Source organism: Paenibacillus piri, assembly GCF_004354045.1.
Lineage (GTDB): Bacteria > Bacillota > Bacilli > Paenibacillales > NBRC-103111 > Paenibacillus_S > Paenibacillus_S piri.
In genome coordinates, this window is sequence record NZ_SMRT01000003.1 from 253,697 (window position 1) to 268,520 (window position 14,824).

A 14,824-nucleotide genomic window follows, 5' to 3' on the forward strand; every position below is an offset into this window, starting at 1 on the left:
GCTCCGCTGCAGCCGTGGGATAGGGAGGAACCAACGAATGAAAACCATCTATGCGATTGTCGGAGATTTCTATCATGCCGAGACGGTCATTCAATCGTCTTTAAGCTTGGCACTCCAGCCGCTTACGGAAGGCGGCTCATATCGGCTAGCGTACATATCGGCAGACGATTTGGTTGGACGGCTGGACGATAAGCCTGCGGCCGTAATCCTGTTTAAGGAAGACAGAGTAAACCCCGGGGACGAGACGGTCCGGCATTGGTTAACCGAAGACATATCGACAGCTCTGACCCGCTACGTAGAAGAGGGGGGCGGATTCGTTGCCTGGCACTCGGGACTGGCATCTTACCCGTCTGATTCGGCTTTTGTCCGAATGCTGAGAGGCCATTTCGAATACCATCCGTCCAAGCATCAAATGGTCAGCTATACAGGAGTACTCCCTGCGGATCGTTCCCGGGAAACGGCTTTCGACATTTTGGATGAGCATTATTTCGTCATTTGCGATGAACCGAATACAACCGTTTTTCTGCATTCGGATTCCATTGACGGACATTCCATTGCCGGTTGGACGCATTCCTTCGGGCAAGGCAAGGTGTGCTGTGTTACGCCTGCGCATAACAAGGAAGGTCTGCTTCATGAAGGGATGCTCGAGCTGCTGCGGAGCGCGGTGCTGAGCTGCTGCCGGTAAACGTGTACGCGATCCGGAGCCTCATACCCGACCCGGCCAGGCGAACGCCGGGAGCATTAGACAATTGGACATGGGGACTATCAGGAGCTATAAACCGGTCAAGCAGCGGCTGTTGAGGATCACCGGTACAGCGCCGGTCAGCATGCCCGGTTATACCACAGCCGTCCTTCTTCCTTACGGGAAAGGGACGGCTTGTCCGGCTTGCAGCCAGCATATATAATGGAAACAAATTGGGAGGAGGCTGGACGAGAATGAAAGCGGTATTGTGTTACGCCGGAGATTTTAATTTGGAAGAAAGCCATGTGGAACGGCTGAGACGGCAGCTGCCGGAAGTGACATTTGTATGTAAGCCGAGACCGGAGCTTGCGCCGGACGATTTGCAGGACGCCGCCGTTTTTATCGGATGGCCTACCGATGAGGAGCTTGCAGCGATGCCTTCGCTCCGTTGGGTTCAACTGCCGAGCGCGGGAGCGGACAGTATCGTCAATCGGCAGCTGCTGAGGGACGATGTCATCGTCACCAACTCCAGCGGCGTGTTCGGCGTTCCCGGTGCGGAACATGCCTTGGCGCTAATGCTGGCGTTTACGAGGCAGCTTCACGTCCATTTCCGCCAGCAGTCGGAACGCATCTGGAAACGCAATCCATACTGTCTGGAAATTCAGGATTCGACCGTAACCGTCATCGGTCTGGGCGATATCGGCACTGAGGTGGCCCGCAAGGCCAAGGGTTTGGGCGCGTATGTGATTGGCGTAAAACGCAGCGCAACCGATTGTCCCGCTTTTGTAGACGAGCTGTGCCTGACCGCCGATTTGGACAGCGCCTTGGCGAAGTCGGACTTTATCGTATCGGCATTGCCGTTAACGGAGGAAACGAAAGGGCTGATCAGCGCCGAGCGAATCGGGAAAATGAAGAAAGGCGCGGTATTCGTCAATGTGGGCAGAGGACCTACCGTAGACGAAACAGCATTGATCGACGCGCTGCAGAACGGCCGGTTGGAAGGCGCAGGGCTGGATGTGACGGAGATCGAGCCGCTCCCCGAGACGAGCCCCTTATGGACCATGCCCAATGTGCTGATTACGTCGCATGCGGTCGGCGTAACGCCGAAGAAGGCACAGCGCAGAACGGAGCTGTATTTGGAAAATTTCGCGAGGTTTTTGCGGGGGGAGCCGCTGGTGAATACGGTTATACGTACGAGAGGCTACTAGTATAACATTCCGATAGCAGCGTAAGGAGAACGTAAGAATGGTGCCACCCGGACGCCTTTCCAACGGCGTAATACCGTAACGGACCCCACAGCACTTATTTGCAGCCAAACGTTAGTTTTTCAAGTGTAATGGACAGAGGTGACGCTATGATGTGGCGAATGGTTCAAATGAACGAATGGCGCGACATATAGCGTTTTTCCTGTCCGTTAAATCGTCGATAGGAAGAAATCGGATCAAATAAATGAAATAATGAGAAATCGTAAGTAAATAGAAGGAACATAGAGATAATATGGAAATATTTGCATCAAACGATAATTGATAAAGATTCTCATTATCATATAGGTCGGATATAATATCACTGCAAGGAGCGATTGACGCAACTCCGACAGCGGATTGTCGCGACCGAATCGATCGAATACGCTGCCCGAATCGTTTTGGGCCGGTGAGATGAAGTGACTGTCGACGTGATCGACGGCCATTTTTTTGAGAAATAATTGATAATAATAATCATTCTCTAAAAGGAGAGAGGAAGCATGCATCCATCCGAATTGAACGAAACCGAAGTCAAACAATTGGTGAAGCAGCACTGGAACGGCCGCGCTGCCGATTTCGACCAGGGGCCGAGCCACGGCCTGCTGAATGAGGAGCAGCATCAGGCTTGGGTTGCTGTGCTGAGCCGTCTTGCCGGCAGCGAGCCTTTAAAGGTGCTCGATCTGGGCTGCGGCACAGGCTTTCTTTCCCTGCTCCTGGCCAAGCTGGGACATGAAGTGACCGGCATCGACTTTGCCGAGGAAATGCTGCAGTTGGCCAAGGCCAAGGCGGAGAGCGCCGGCCTGCCGATCGATTTCCGCACAGGCGATGCGGAACGCCCCGGTCTGCCCGGCGGTGCCTACGATCTGATCGTGGCGCGCCATCTGATCTGGACGCTGCCGAATCCGGCTGATGCCGTCGACGAATGGATGCGACTGCTGAAGCCCCAGGGGCGCATAGCTTTGGTCGAAGGGCAGTGGGAGAATCAGGAGGTAAAGACCGAATACGCGACGATTCGCAGCCGTCTGCCGTTCTATGGCGGTCAGCCGAGCGAGCAGCTTGCTGCGTTTTTCCGATCGAAAGGCTTGAACGAAGTTACGGTACAACCGTTGATGGAAGCGGCGTTGTGGGGCGGTATGCCCGAGCATCCGCGCTATCTTGTCATAGGACGACGTTAATACATAATGCGTCATTGCAATTTGCCGTCAGGATGAAGTTCCCGGCGGACAAATGCCCGGATCGTTAGTCAGTCAACCATATAGGGGGAGTCACGAATCATGTTGTATATACGCAGCATAAGAAATTATAAGATTGCGGTCATAATGGCCTTGCTGCTTCTGCTGTTGGCCGCATGCACGCAGCCGCCCGCCGCCCAACCGTCGGCCACGGCGCCGCAATCGAACGACAAGGGAGCTTCAAACACGTCGACCGCCAAGACGAAAGACAGCCTCGTCATTGTGCAAACGAATGAAACGAGAGATTTTACGACCATCGATCCTTATCAAAAAGATATTACGCTTCCGCGCACGCTCCTGTTCGATACACTGCTCGTCAGAAGTCAGGACGGGAAGCTCGCTCCATCTCTGGCGGAGAGCTATGAATTCCATAACAGCAATTGGAGAATCAAGCTTAAGAAGGGTATCGTGTTCCATAACGGCGATCCGTTCAATGCGCAGTCGGTCAAGGCGACGATCGACAAGCTGATGTCGCCCGAGGTGCCCAAAAGCACGTTCAAAACGCTGCTCGACGGCGTGACGGGAACAAATGTCGTTGACGAATATACGGTTGACATTATTACCGCTTCACCCAATTATGCGTTGATTAATTTCCTCGTCGATTTGCCGATGCTTTCGGCCAAACAGCTTGCAACCGGCGAAGAGTACAAGACGAATCCGGTCGGTACCGGCCCGTACATATTAAGCGAATGGAAGCGCGGGGAAACCGCGGTTTTGAAGGAGGCGCCGAATTATTGGGGACAGCGCCCGCCGTTCAAGACAGTTACGATTAAAAATGTAGCCGACGAAGCAACGCGCATGGCGGAGCTGCTGAGCGGCAACGCGGATATTGCGTCGGACTTGTCGGCGACATCGATCAAACGGATTCAGGGGCAGTCCGGCTACCAGGTCGTCTCCGAGCCCGGCTTCCGGGTAACCTGGCAGAGCTATTTCTTTAAGGCGCCGTTCGATAACGCGAAGGTGCGGGAAGCGCTCTATTACGGAATCGACAGGGCGGCCCTCGCCAAAAATATGTTTGGCGAATTTGCTTCGCCTGCGGTCGCTCCCGTTACGAAATCCGGCTCCGGCTTTGTGGAGGCGTACCCGCTCGGCGACTATAACCCGGAGAAAGCGAAAGCGCTCCTGGCGGAATCGGGCGTCAAAACGCCGCTATCCGTCGGTCTTGACGTTACGCAGCGGGATATCGACACCGCCCAGGTACTGCAGGCGCAGCTGAAAAAAATAGGCATCGAAACGAAAATCAATCTGATGGAAATCGGACCGCTGCTTGACCCCAAACGATATGATCAAAGCACGGCCGGATCTATTCTTTTGTTCTCCGGTTACGATAATCCGGATCGCGAGCTATATCGCATTCTCGTAGCGGCGTTCAGCCAAAAATCGATTTACAAAACGTTCGGCTATCAGCTCGACACCCAGGTCGAGCAATGGATCAAAGACTATGCGGCCGAGTCGGACGAGAAAAAGCGGCTGGAGCTGTCCAAACAAATTCTCGATAAAACGAAGCAAGGGTCTCCTGTGAACTGGCTCATGTTCCCGCCGAATATTTACGGTATGTCCGGCAATATCGACTGGAAGCCTGATGGCACGGGAAGAATTGATATTCATCGCATTAAGGTGAAGTAAGATGCGGCAAGGAATGAAAGCGGCCGTTCAACGACTTGCTGTCGGCCTCACCGTCTTGTTGGCCGTATCGGGCATCCTGTTTTTCGTTTCGCACGGAATGGGCGACCCGATCCGGTCGCTGCTGCCGCATGATGCGACCGAGTCGGAGCGGGCCATGCTGCACCAAGCGTTAGGTCTGGATGCGCCGGCAATCGTACGGTTCGGTCGCTACATGCTGCAGACGGTAACGCTGCAGTTCGGCAATTCGTATAAGCTTGGCGAGCCTGTGCTCGACATTGCGCTCCCTTATTTATGGGCGACGGTGAAGCTGATCGCGTTTGTTCTGCCGATCGGCGTTGCCGGCGGTATCGGCATCGGCTTCCTCGGATTGTATTTGCCGGTCAAGGCGGACCGGCGGTTGAACAAGGCGCTGTTGATGCTGCATTCCATACCGGGCTTCGTCCCCTGCATATTGGCCATCGAGCTGTTTTGCGTCCATCTCAAATGGTTTCCTCCGTCGGGAAGCCAGGGCGTCCAGTCGCTGGTGCTGCCCGTACTGCTGCTCGCGGGAGCCGAAGCGATCAAGATCGGTCTGCTGTTTCGTTCCAAGCTGCTGGAAGTAGCCAAGGAAAAGTTCATTGTGACTGCAAAAGCCAAAAATGTCGGCGGCTTCCGTTTTCGCATCCATTATTTACTGCGTCCCGCCCTGTCGCTGATTTTTTCCTTCGTCTCGATTCAGGTGGGCGTGCTGCTGAGCAGCACGATCGTCGTGGAAACGATTTTTTCTTACCCCGGCATCGGCAACCTGACGGTCGGTGCGATTGCGAGCCACGATCTTCCGCTTATTCAGGCATGTTTGATCTTTACGACGCTGCTGTTTATCGTTTCGCGCTTTATGTTGGATATGGTTCATCCTCTCATAGATCCAAGGGTGAGGCAAAATCAGGTGTGGGAGCGAAAAGAACTGTGAACACTTCAAACCGTTACTGGATATGGCTGCTGACCGCGCTCGTCGCTTTTGCCGTATGCTCGCTCTTTTATATGAATATGTACGCCCACGATCCGACCGCGCCATTCGAGGGGCCGAAGCTGGATGCGCCTTCCGCGGAGTTTTGGCTCGGGACCGACCACCTGGGCAGAGATGTGGCCAGCCGGCTTATCTATGCAACGTATTTGACGCTGGGGCTGGCCGTGCTTGCGGTTTTGCTGGCGATGACGGCCGGGACGGCGCTCGGCATGCTGGCCGGCTATAACGTGGCGCCATTCCTGACGCCGCTCATCCTGTTCATCGGCCAAATCTCGATCGTGTTTCCGGTTCAGCTGCTGCCGCTGCTTATTATTACGATATTCGGCAACGGGACGCTGGGCATGGTGCTGTCGATGGCGTTTTCCATCTGGGGACAGTTTTTTTGGCTGATTCACGATGAGACGAAAGCGCTTAAAGGAAGAGGCTTCATCCGGGCGGCCTTTATGCTCGGCAGCAGCAAATGGGGCGTCGTCCGGCTGCATATTTTACCTCATCTGCTGCCGACCGTCGTGCTGCTTACCACCATCTGCTTCCGCATGGCGATCGGCGTCATCTCTACGCTAAGCTTTCTCGGGATCGGCATCAGCCCGCCGACACCGACATGGGGCTCGATGATCGCCGACGGACATCCTTTTATTATGCAGGCATGGTGGACCGTCGTATTCCCGACGCTGGCGCTGGCCTGCTCGATCCTGCTGGTCAACAGCATCGGCGGCAGGCTGGAAAGGAAATGGAAGCAGTCCGATACGACGCATAAAGAAAGGCGGGACATACATGAGGACAACGCAGCGGCCGCTGTTTGAAATCGACGGGCTCTCCGCCGCATTATCCGTCTCAGGCGGCGAAAGACGATTGCTGAGTAATGTAAGCTTTCATATCGAGCAGGGCGAGACGGTGGCGGTAGTCGGAGAAAGCGGCTGCGGGAAAAGCACGCTGGCGCTTTCCATTTTACGTTTGCTCGAACCGCCGCTGCGCATTGTTTCCGGCAGTGTCCGGTTGGAGAGCCGGGAGCTGCTGGAGCTGTCCGAGAAGGAAATGAAACGGCAGCGCGGCAGCGAAATTTCCATTGTGTTCCAGGACCCGATGAGCGCCTTCCACCCGATGCTTCCGCTTGGAGCCCAGCTGACGGAATGCTTGCGGGAAGGAAGCCGGCGGGCGAAACGGGCTCAATGTCTCGATATGTTGAGCCGCGTAGGCTTGCCCGATCCTGAAAAAATGATGGGTAGCTATTCGTTCGAATTAAGCGGAGGCATGCTGCAGCGGGTCATGATCGCGATGGCGCTGCTGAACCGGCCTAAGCTGCTGATTTCCGATGAACCGACGACAGCGCTTGACGTTACCGTGCAGGCCGGCATTTTAAAGCTGCTCAAACAGATGCAGCGTGAGTTCGGCATGGGCATGCTGTTCATCTCTCATGATTTGGGCGTCGTCTCCGAGCTGGCGGACCGGATCGTCGTCATGCGCTGCGGCGAGGTCGTCGAGTATGGAGAGACAGTCCGCCTGCTGGCGCGCCCGACGCATCCGTATACGCGCCATTTGCTGGTTATGGCGCCCGTATTGGGCCAGCCGCTGCCTGAGCAGGTGCCGCCCTATGAACGGCGCCAGCTGCAGACTGCGGCACATTCGACGACATAAAGCCGGCCTGGCCGGCGGACAAAGAAAGCGACGGTTGTACATGCTGGTTGCCCGACATATCCAAAAACAATATATACAGCGCCGCTGGCTCGGCCAGCCGCTCATAACCCGGGCGGTGAACGGCGTTACGCTTGGGCTGCGGCCCGGCGAGACGGTCGGGCTGGTCGGCGAAAGCGGCAGCGGCAAAAGCACGCTGGCCCGCTGCATGGCGCTGCTTGAGCCGGTGAGCGGCGGCAGCCTGCACTGGAACGGAAACGACATTACGCGCGCTTCGTTTCAGGAAGCGAGAGAGCTGCGGCGGAGCATTCAGCTTATTTTCCAGGACCCGGTGGATGCCTTGAATCCGAGGCTGACGGTCGAGCGGATATTGACGGAGCCGCTTTACCACTTTGGCATCGGTTCGGCACAGGAGCGCAGAGACCGCGCGAGGCTGGCCATCGAACGGGTCGGCCTGACCGGCGGGCTGCTCAGCCGTTATCCGGGCGAGTTAAGCCGCGGGCAATGCCAGCGCGTCAATATCGCCAGGGCGCTAATGGCCGAGCCGCAAATATTGATTTGCGACGAGATCATCTCGGCGCTGGATGTATCCACGGGGGCGCAAATTATCCGTTTGCTGCTCGATTTGCAGCAGAAGTACGGATACGGTTATTTATTTATTTCGCATGACCTGGCAAGGGTGATGCAGGTGAGCCGCCGGATTGCCGTCATGTGCGAAGGGGAAGTCGTCGAAATGCGCGAAAGCGCCGGGTTCCATCTGAAGGCCGAGCATCCTTACACGCGCAGCCTGCTTGCGGCTGTACCGAAGCTGCCCGTTCCGGCGGCGAACCGGTTAAATTGAAAAACCTTGGAGCTTGCTCCGAGGCTTTTTCCCGCATCAATTCAATGAACGTCTGCTTGAGCAGTCTCTGCAAGCGGCTGACTCGTCTGAGTTCAGCTGTCCGGATCCGGGGGTTGTTTACCTGCACTTTCGCATTGACGACGGCAATATGCGCTCCTCATCCCTATACTTCGCAACGGTGCGGCGCGATATTTGTATGCCTTCGTTCTGAAAAATAGTCGCGATAGCTTGATCGGAAAGCGGCTTTCTTTTATCCTCCCGATCAACCAGCAATCGGATTCTTCGCTTCACATTTCTTGCGGATTCAGGATTGTCGGAGGCCGTTTGAATGGCGCTTGAAAAGAAATACTTCAATTCAAACACGCCTTTCGGCGTGTTGACATATTTGTTCCGTACCGCCCTGCTGACCGTCGATTCGTGCATTCCTATTTTTTGCGAGACATGGTTAAGAATCATTGGCTTCAATCCGCCTGCCGCGCCTGTGAAAAAGTCCAGCTGCTCCTCCACAATTACGCTGATGACTTTTTGCAAAGTACGATCTCGCTCCTCGACACTCCGGATCAGCCGCTTTGCGGCGTGGGTCTTCTCTTCGACATATACGCGGACATCGCTGAAGGCTTCCGCCTCCTCACTCCATTTCAAGTAATGGTCATTCAGCCTGATCTTGGGACCTTTCGCATTTTTAATAATAATTTGCGGTTGTTGGCCAGGCTTGATAAATATGTGGGCATCGACGACCAGGCATTCAGCATCGGCAGCTCCAAATGACGCGCACGGCCTCGGGTTTAGCTTGCGGATGTACGATAAGGCCGATTCCACCTCGCTTCTGGGAACCCGCAGCTCCCGGGAAATGTTGTTGAGATTGCCTCTGGCGAGCTCTTCCATATAATTCGCCACAATTCCGGAAGCGAGAGGAGGCGCATCCGTATCTCTTTGAATTTGCAGCTGTAAACATTCTGCTGCATTTCTGGATCCGACGCCTGCGGGATCGAATGAATGTAAAATTTCCAAGGACTGTTCTATGATTGGCAGGGGCAGCTCAAGCTGATGAGCGGCTTCCTCCATATCGACGGTTAAATAACCGGATTCGTTCAAATTTCCCGCTAAATACGAAACCGCTCGATACTCCTGATCCGTATAGCGGGTCATCAACAGCTGAGAGACGATCCAGTGCTCCAAAGAAATGTCACGATCGGGCAGTCGGGCAATCCTGTCATAATCGCCGGAGGAATCACTTCTTTTTCCCGAACCACGCGGCTTTGGACCGTAGGAGTCTTCGATTTCAATCATCGGATTTTCGAAAGCCTGCTCGTGTAAAAACTGTTCCAGCTCCAATGCGGAATACTGCAAAATTTCGATAGACTGTTTCAGTTCGGCCGTCAGATGCAGCTTTTGAGTTTGAACCTGGTCAAGCTTGAAGTTTGGCAGCATCGTATTCTCCTTTTTGCAATTCGGACTTCAACGTGTGCAACGAATGCAACACCATGCAACAGCCCGAACCGCCCGCTTATATGTGAATATGATATTTTTTAAGTTTTCTCCACAATGTGCTGCGGTCTATTCCCAACGCTTTGGACGCCTGGCTTTTATTATGGTTTGCGGCAGCCAGCGCCTTCATTAACAGCTCTTTCTCATTCCGGATGCGATCGGTCCTAATCGTTGCTTCCGTTTCCCCAAAGCCGGCATCCTCATCGATATCTTGAGGGAACAGGGCCATTTGCATCGCTTCTTTGTTAATGATTTTAGAGGCGTTCAATGCGCATAGCCGTTCGGCTATATTTTTTAGTTCTCGCACATTTCCTTTAAAATCATAAGCAATCAGCATCTCCAGCGCATCCGGCGCCAGTTTTTGTATACTGGTATTGAATTTTTGATTGAACTCGCCTACATAGTGCATGAACAGCTTGTAAATATCTTCTTGTCTTTTTCTGAGGGGCGGTATGTAAAGCTTTAGTATATCGAGCCGGTACAATAAATCTTGTCTGAATTGGCCTTCCTGAACAAGCTTTTTCAGATTGATATTCGTTGCGGCTATGATGCGCACATCTACGGGGATCACTTTATCGGCGCCTATTTTTCGGATTTCCTTTTCCTGAAGTACGCGGAGCAGCTTGCTTTGGAACGTTATCGGAATTTCCGATACTTCATCAAGGAACAGCGTCCCGTTGTGAGCGAGCTCGAAAAGCCCTATTTTTCCGCCCTTGGATGCCCCGGTGAATGCGCCTTCAACATATCCGAACAACTCGCTTTCCAGTAAATTGTCAGGCAATGCCGCACAGTTTACGGCTACAAACGGCCCCGTATGGCGATTGCTGGCATTGTGGATGCTTTGCGCCATAAGTTCTTTGCCTGTTCCCGTCTCGCCGACGAGCAATACGTTGGATGAAACGCGCGAAAATTTGGTTGCGGTTTCGATCGTCTGGCCCATGAGTTTACTTTTGTGAATAATATGATCAAAATGATATTTTGCCTGCAGTCCTTTGGCGCTCATCTTTTTTCGGATTTGAATTTCAACCTGCTGGATTTTTGTAATATCCTGAAAATTAATTACGACCCCGGCAACCGTGTTATCCGTAATTACCGGGATATAGTTGGCGGATAAAACCTGCTTATTCAACTGGTGCAGCACATTGTTTTTTTCTTTGCCGCTTGCAATGACCTCTTTAAAGTGACTGACCATATCGGGAATGGTTTCATTCAAGCTTTTGTGGTAAAAATCAATTTCTTTATCCGAAAACATAGTTAAGGCGCTTTCATTAATCGTGTCGATCCGGCCGTTGAACGTAACATATACGATGCCGTCGTGGGAGCATTGGGCAATAGTTTGAAATATTTCCGCTTTGGCCCGCTCCTGCCTCATGACCTCGACCGTTCGGATTGCTTCGTTTAATGCTTGAGTAATCGCCTCTTCCCCTGTTTTGATGAGAACGGCGTTCACGTTCAGTTCCTTCGCGCACCTATTAACCAAATGCCCGCCAATGATGGAATCGCAGCCCTCCTGCATGGCGCGAACTATTGCTGCCTTAATGTCATGGATGGTTTCCGAGCTGTATATTTCAATGTCGCAATGAAATAATCCGCGCAGCTTCCTGGCGCTATGTATCGTTGCGTATGCACCTACGAACCCGATTTTTCCGGGGTTAAACTGCGTCCGGCATTCCTCCAGAGCGTTAATGATATCGTATCCGGTAATATGCACCTCAATCTGGGGAATGCGCAGCTTCAGCCTGTTCAGCCTCTCCGCCGTATATCCTCTCGCTATCAAAACATCGCATTGAAAGTCGGCCTCCTCCAGCCGATCTGCCGATATAACCGAAATGGTCAGGTTTAACATATCTTTTTGCGGATGAGCGGCAAAGCTTTTATAAACCAAATCCTCAAGCTCCGGGTAAGGAACCATATAAGTGATATGAATCATGCGTTGCAATCTCTCCTTCCGATATGTTGCAGACATACATCGATGCAACAGCAGCGCAAATAGCTTTAAGTTATTTATACATCGAATCCGTATGGATGATCAATTTATTTTTTTGAATATTTCCCCATAAACGGGCTGTTTTTAAATATAAAGAGAAAAAAATCATCTCTCCAAAGTCCTTTTTTAGAGCAAATGGAAAAGTTGGCATCAATCTTGCTTGTTAAGATGGCATAACGAAAAAGGAGGTTTTATTTAATTATGATCTACCATCATCTATTGGACAAAATGAGAAAAAAGGAATGTGTCAACGCAGCCATTATCGGAGCCGGCCATTTTGGCACGGCCGTAGTCACGCAGCAAAATTATAATCAATATTTACGCGTGTGCATCGTGGCGGATATTAACCTGGATGCGGCCAAGTCCTCATTTATTAAGGCGGAGATCGCCGAAGAGCTGGTTGTCTACTCCGATAACGCTGCCGACGCCCAACAAGCGATCGAAGCCGGCAAATTCGTCTATACGGATAAAGCTGGAATGATTATGGACGTTCCGGCAATCGACATTGTGGGCGAGGGAACGGGCATTCCCGAAGCGGGCGCCCTTTACGCCAAACTGGCTATTGATAAAGGCAAGCATGTCGCCATGATCAACAAGGAGGCCGATTCCGTAGTCGGGCCTATTCTTAAAAAGCTGGCGCAGGAAAAGGGAGTCGTCTATACGCCCGTCGACGGAGATCAGCACGGCCTTCTCATAGCTATGGTGGAGTGGGCGAAGCTAGTGGGACTGACGGTTATATCCGCCGGCAAAGCCCGCGACGGAGAATTCGTCTACGATGAAAAGAACCGAACGATTTCCATTGAAGCCGATGGAATCACGGTGCACGAATCCGTGTCCGTTACGATAAGCGAAGATGAAGCCAAATACTTTGAATTTATTCCCGAAGGCCAATCCGAGGCATACATTCAAAAAAGGGCGGAAATACTTAAATCGCTTCCAGGCGCAGGCGCATTCGACTTGTGCGAGCTTACCATCATGGCGAATTCAACCGATCTCGTCCCCGATTACGCACCGATGCATGAAGCGACGCTTCGTATTACGGAGCTGCCGGTCGCCTATTGTTCGCAAAAGAACGGCGGGATTTTTAAGGAAGAAGGTGTTATCGATGTAGCGACTTGCTTCAGAAGGCCCGACGAAGCCGGGATGGGAGGCGGCGTATTCATGGTCGTTCGCTGTGACAATGCGTATTCCAACTACATTCTGACCACGAAAGGACAGATTCCCAATTATGACAAATCGACGGCGGTGATCTACCGGCCGTATCACCTTTGCGGGGTCGAATCATCCAGCTCCTTCATGGTTGCCGGGCTATTGGGACTGGATACAGGCTCGCTTGAATACAAGCCCCGTTTCGACCTGGTCAAAAAGGCTGCAAGAGATATCAGGGCCGGAGAAGTATTCGGTAACGACCATGATTATAAAATGACGGCGATCATATTGCCCGCTTCCAAACGGGACGACAACAATCCTATCCCTGCCCATATGCTGGATGGCAACAAAGCGAAGGTCGACATTGCAAAAGGGTCCGTCATCACCTACGCCATGGTGGAGGCGCCCGAGCATTCGACGCTGTGGGAGCTCCGGCAGCTGCAGGACGAACTATTTCTGTCCGACCGGGAGTAGCACTCTGCGCAGGAAAGGGAGGACATACACATGACGAAGGAAGACGGACTGCTGCTCGCCTTTTACGGCGACGATTTCACCGGGTCGGCGGATGCGATGGAGTCGCTTTCCGCAAGCGGGTATCGGACGGTCCTATTTCTGGAAACGCCGACACCGGAAATGATAGAACGGTTTGACGGCATACGCTGCATCGGTGTAGCCGGAACAAGCCGTGCTAAGCGTCCCGCCGACATGGAACAAGAACTGCGGCCGGTGTTCAGGCGGCTTGCGGAGATGAAGGTCCCAATCGTCCACTATAAAACATGCTCCACCTTCGATTCTTCGCCGGAAGTCGGAAGCATCGGCAGGGCGATTGAAGTGGCCCGGGAATATTTTAGCGGTCAGGAGGTTATCCCCCTATTGGCGGGTGCGCCGCCATTAGGGCGGTATACGTTATTTGGCCACCATTTTGCAAACATCCAGCATACCGTATATCGCCTGGATCGTCATCCGGTGATGTCAAAACATCCGATTACGCCGATGGGCGAATCCGATCTCCGCATTCATCTGGGGGAACAAACCTCAGAATATATCGGACTCATGAACATTCTGGAGCTGGACGGAAGCATGGACACCGTGCGGGAACGGTTCAAGGAAAAGCTTGGCCATCCGGGCATTCTTCTGTTCGATGTATTGGATGATGAGCGGCTGAGCGTCGCCGGAAGATTGATATGGGAAACGGCCGGAGATCGATCGAGCTTTGTAGTCGGCTCCTCCGGCATCGGTTACGCGCTGAAAAGCTATTGGCAATCGGCCGGCTTCGAACCGGGCAGTCATCAGAAACCGGTATCCGTGAAGCCGTCGGATCAGGTGCTTGCCGTTTCGGGAAGCTGTTCCATGGTCACAAGGCATCAGATCGAAAATGCGCTGGAGCAAGGTTTCCACGGCATTAAAATTCCGGCTGAACAGATTGTGAAGTCGGGCTCGACTCCCCGCGAATTGCTGGATCAGGCGATAAGTCTCCTTCAAGCAGGGTACAGCGTGATTATGTATACCGCGATGGGACCGGATGACGAGTCGATTGCCGAAACCCGGAAGCATTTCAACGAAATGGGAATGGAGGACTTCCAATCGGGCGAGCATATCGGCGGACAGCTCGGTCGATGGATGCGGGAAATCGTGCTCGCAACCGGAGTGCGCCGTATTATTATCGCAGGCGGCGACACGTCCGGATTCGTAACCCGGCAATTGGGCGTGTACGGGCTTGAAATGATGATTCCCGTTTCCCCGGGAGCGCCTTTATGCAGAGCGTATTCAACGGACGAGAAGATGAACGGTATGGAAGTGGCTTTGAAGGGCGGACAGCTTGGCAGCCCCGATTATTTCGTGAAAGTGCGGCAAGCTTCGAGCATTTAAATATCCGAACGGAGGCGATGGACTCCTTGTATGGATTCATATCGGCCATTCGCAGAGGGTATCTCAGCTTC

General features: G+C 53.0%; 12 protein-coding genes. 10 read left to right on the plus strand and 2 right to left on the minus strand.

All coding sequences use genetic code 11. From position 1 onward, the window contains the following. The first annotated feature begins 37 nt into the window (after positions 1–37). The 8 genes from E1757_RS09375 (at position 38) to E1757_RS09410 (ending at position 8,260) form a co-directional block, all read left to right on the plus strand. Positions 38–685, plus strand: a complete 648-nt coding sequence (locus tag E1757_RS09375) for a ThuA domain-containing protein (RefSeq protein ID WP_133227067.1) — start codon at positions 38–40, stop codon at positions 683–685. Between the two features lie 251 nt (positions 686–936). Continuing rightward, positions 937–1,890: a D-2-hydroxyacid dehydrogenase gene (locus E1757_RS09380; RefSeq protein WP_133227069.1), complete on the plus strand. Its 954-nt coding sequence runs from the start codon at positions 937–939 to the stop codon at positions 1,888–1,890. A 533-nt stretch (positions 1,891–2,423) separates the two neighbouring features. Further along, a complete protein-coding gene (locus E1757_RS09385; RefSeq protein WP_133227071.1) occupies positions 2,424–3,098 on the plus strand; it encodes a class I SAM-dependent methyltransferase in 675 nt (224 codons plus the stop codon). Between the two features lie 99 nt (positions 3,099–3,197). After that, on the plus strand, positions 3,198–4,781 hold the full coding sequence (locus tag E1757_RS09390; protein ID WP_133227073.1) for an ABC transporter substrate-binding protein: 1,584 nt from the start codon (positions 3,198–3,200) through the stop codon (positions 4,779–4,781). A gap of 1 nt (position 4,782) precedes the next feature. Continuing rightward, positions 4,783–5,730 (plus strand): ABC transporter permease, encoded by a 948-nt coding sequence (locus E1757_RS09395; RefSeq protein ID WP_133227075.1) that lies wholly within the window; start codon positions 4,783–4,785, stop codon positions 5,728–5,730. Beyond that, positions 5,727–6,590 carry an ABC transporter permease gene (locus E1757_RS09400; protein WP_165972035.1) on the plus strand — a complete coding sequence of 288 codons (864 nt, stop codon included), beginning with the start codon at positions 5,727–5,729 and terminating at the stop codon, positions 6,588–6,590. Before E1757_RS09395 ends, E1757_RS09400 begins: the two co-directional genes overlap by 4 nt. Beyond that, complete coding sequence (locus tag E1757_RS09405) at positions 6,562–7,422, plus strand: ABC transporter ATP-binding protein (RefSeq protein WP_133227079.1); 861 nt, start codon at positions 6,562–6,564, stop codon at positions 7,420–7,422. The genes E1757_RS09400 and E1757_RS09405 overlap by 29 nt, the downstream gene beginning before the upstream one ends. Beyond that, positions 7,379–8,260, plus strand: a complete 882-nt coding sequence (locus tag E1757_RS09410) for an ATP-binding cassette domain-containing protein (RefSeq protein WP_165972036.1) — start codon at positions 7,379–7,381, stop codon at positions 8,258–8,260. Before E1757_RS09405 ends, E1757_RS09410 begins: the two co-directional genes overlap by 44 nt. A 117-nt stretch (positions 8,261–8,377) precedes the next feature. On the opposite strand, the gene rpoN is transcribed toward E1757_RS09410, so the two are convergent. Further along, positions 8,378–9,691, minus strand: coding sequence for an RNA polymerase factor sigma-54 (gene rpoN / locus E1757_RS09415; RefSeq protein WP_133227083.1), 1,314 nt, complete (start codon positions 9,689–9,691; stop codon positions 8,378–8,380). Positions 9,692–9,767: 76 nt separating this feature from the next. Further along, the gene (locus E1757_RS09420; protein ID WP_133227085.1) at positions 9,768–11,678 is read right to left on the minus strand and encodes a sigma 54-interacting transcriptional regulator; all 1,911 of its coding nucleotides are present in this window, start codon (positions 11,676–11,678) and stop codon (positions 9,768–9,770) included. A 258-nt stretch (positions 11,679–11,936) separates the two neighbouring features. On the opposite strand from E1757_RS09420, the gene E1757_RS09425 reads away from it, so the two are divergent. Next, positions 11,937–13,358 (plus strand): NAD(P)H-dependent oxidoreductase, encoded by a 1,422-nt coding sequence (locus tag E1757_RS09425; protein ID WP_133227087.1) that lies wholly within the window; start codon positions 11,937–11,939, stop codon positions 13,356–13,358. Between the two features lie 30 nt (positions 13,359–13,388). Next, on the plus strand, positions 13,389–14,753 hold the full coding sequence (locus E1757_RS09430; protein ID WP_133227089.1) for a four-carbon acid sugar kinase family protein: 1,365 nt from the start codon (positions 13,389–13,391) through the stop codon (positions 14,751–14,753). The last annotated feature ends 71 nt before the right edge of the window (positions 14,754–14,824 follow it).

Bases quoted from the DNA above. Each gene is read 5' to 3' on its own strand.
- E1757_RS09420 (WP_133227085.1), bottom strand. From the start codon at position 11,678: ATGATTCATATCACTTATATGGTTCCTTACCCGGAGCTTGAGGATTTG.
- E1757_RS09410 (WP_165972036.1), top strand. From the start codon at position 7,379: ATGAACGGCGCCAGCTGCAGACTGCGGCACATTCGACGACATAAAGCC.
- E1757_RS09395 (WP_133227075.1), top strand. From the start codon at position 4,783: ATGCGGCAAGGAATGAAAGCGGCCGTTCAACGACTTGCTGTCGGCCTC.
- E1757_RS09430 (WP_133227089.1), top strand. From the start codon at position 13,389: ATGACGAAGGAAGACGGACTGCTGCTCGCCTTTTACGGCGACGATTTC.
- rpoN (WP_133227083.1), bottom strand. From the start codon at position 9,691: ATGCTGCCAAACTTCAAGCTTGACCAGGTTCAAACTCAAAAGCTGCAT.
- E1757_RS09380 (WP_133227069.1), top strand. From the start codon at position 937: ATGAAAGCGGTATTGTGTTACGCCGGAGATTTTAATTTGGAAGAAAGC.
- E1757_RS09405 (WP_133227079.1), top strand. From the start codon at position 6,562: ATGAGGACAACGCAGCGGCCGCTGTTTGAAATCGACGGGCTCTCCGCC.
- E1757_RS09375 (WP_133227067.1), top strand. From the start codon at position 38: ATGAAAACCATCTATGCGATTGTCGGAGATTTCTATCATGCCGAGACG.
- E1757_RS09385 (WP_133227071.1), top strand. From the start codon at position 2,424: ATGCATCCATCCGAATTGAACGAAACCGAAGTCAAACAATTGGTGAAG.
- E1757_RS09425 (WP_133227087.1), top strand. From the start codon at position 11,937: ATGATCTACCATCATCTATTGGACAAAATGAGAAAAAAGGAATGTGTC.
- E1757_RS09390 (WP_133227073.1), top strand. From the start codon at position 3,198: ATGTTGTATATACGCAGCATAAGAAATTATAAGATTGCGGTCATAATG.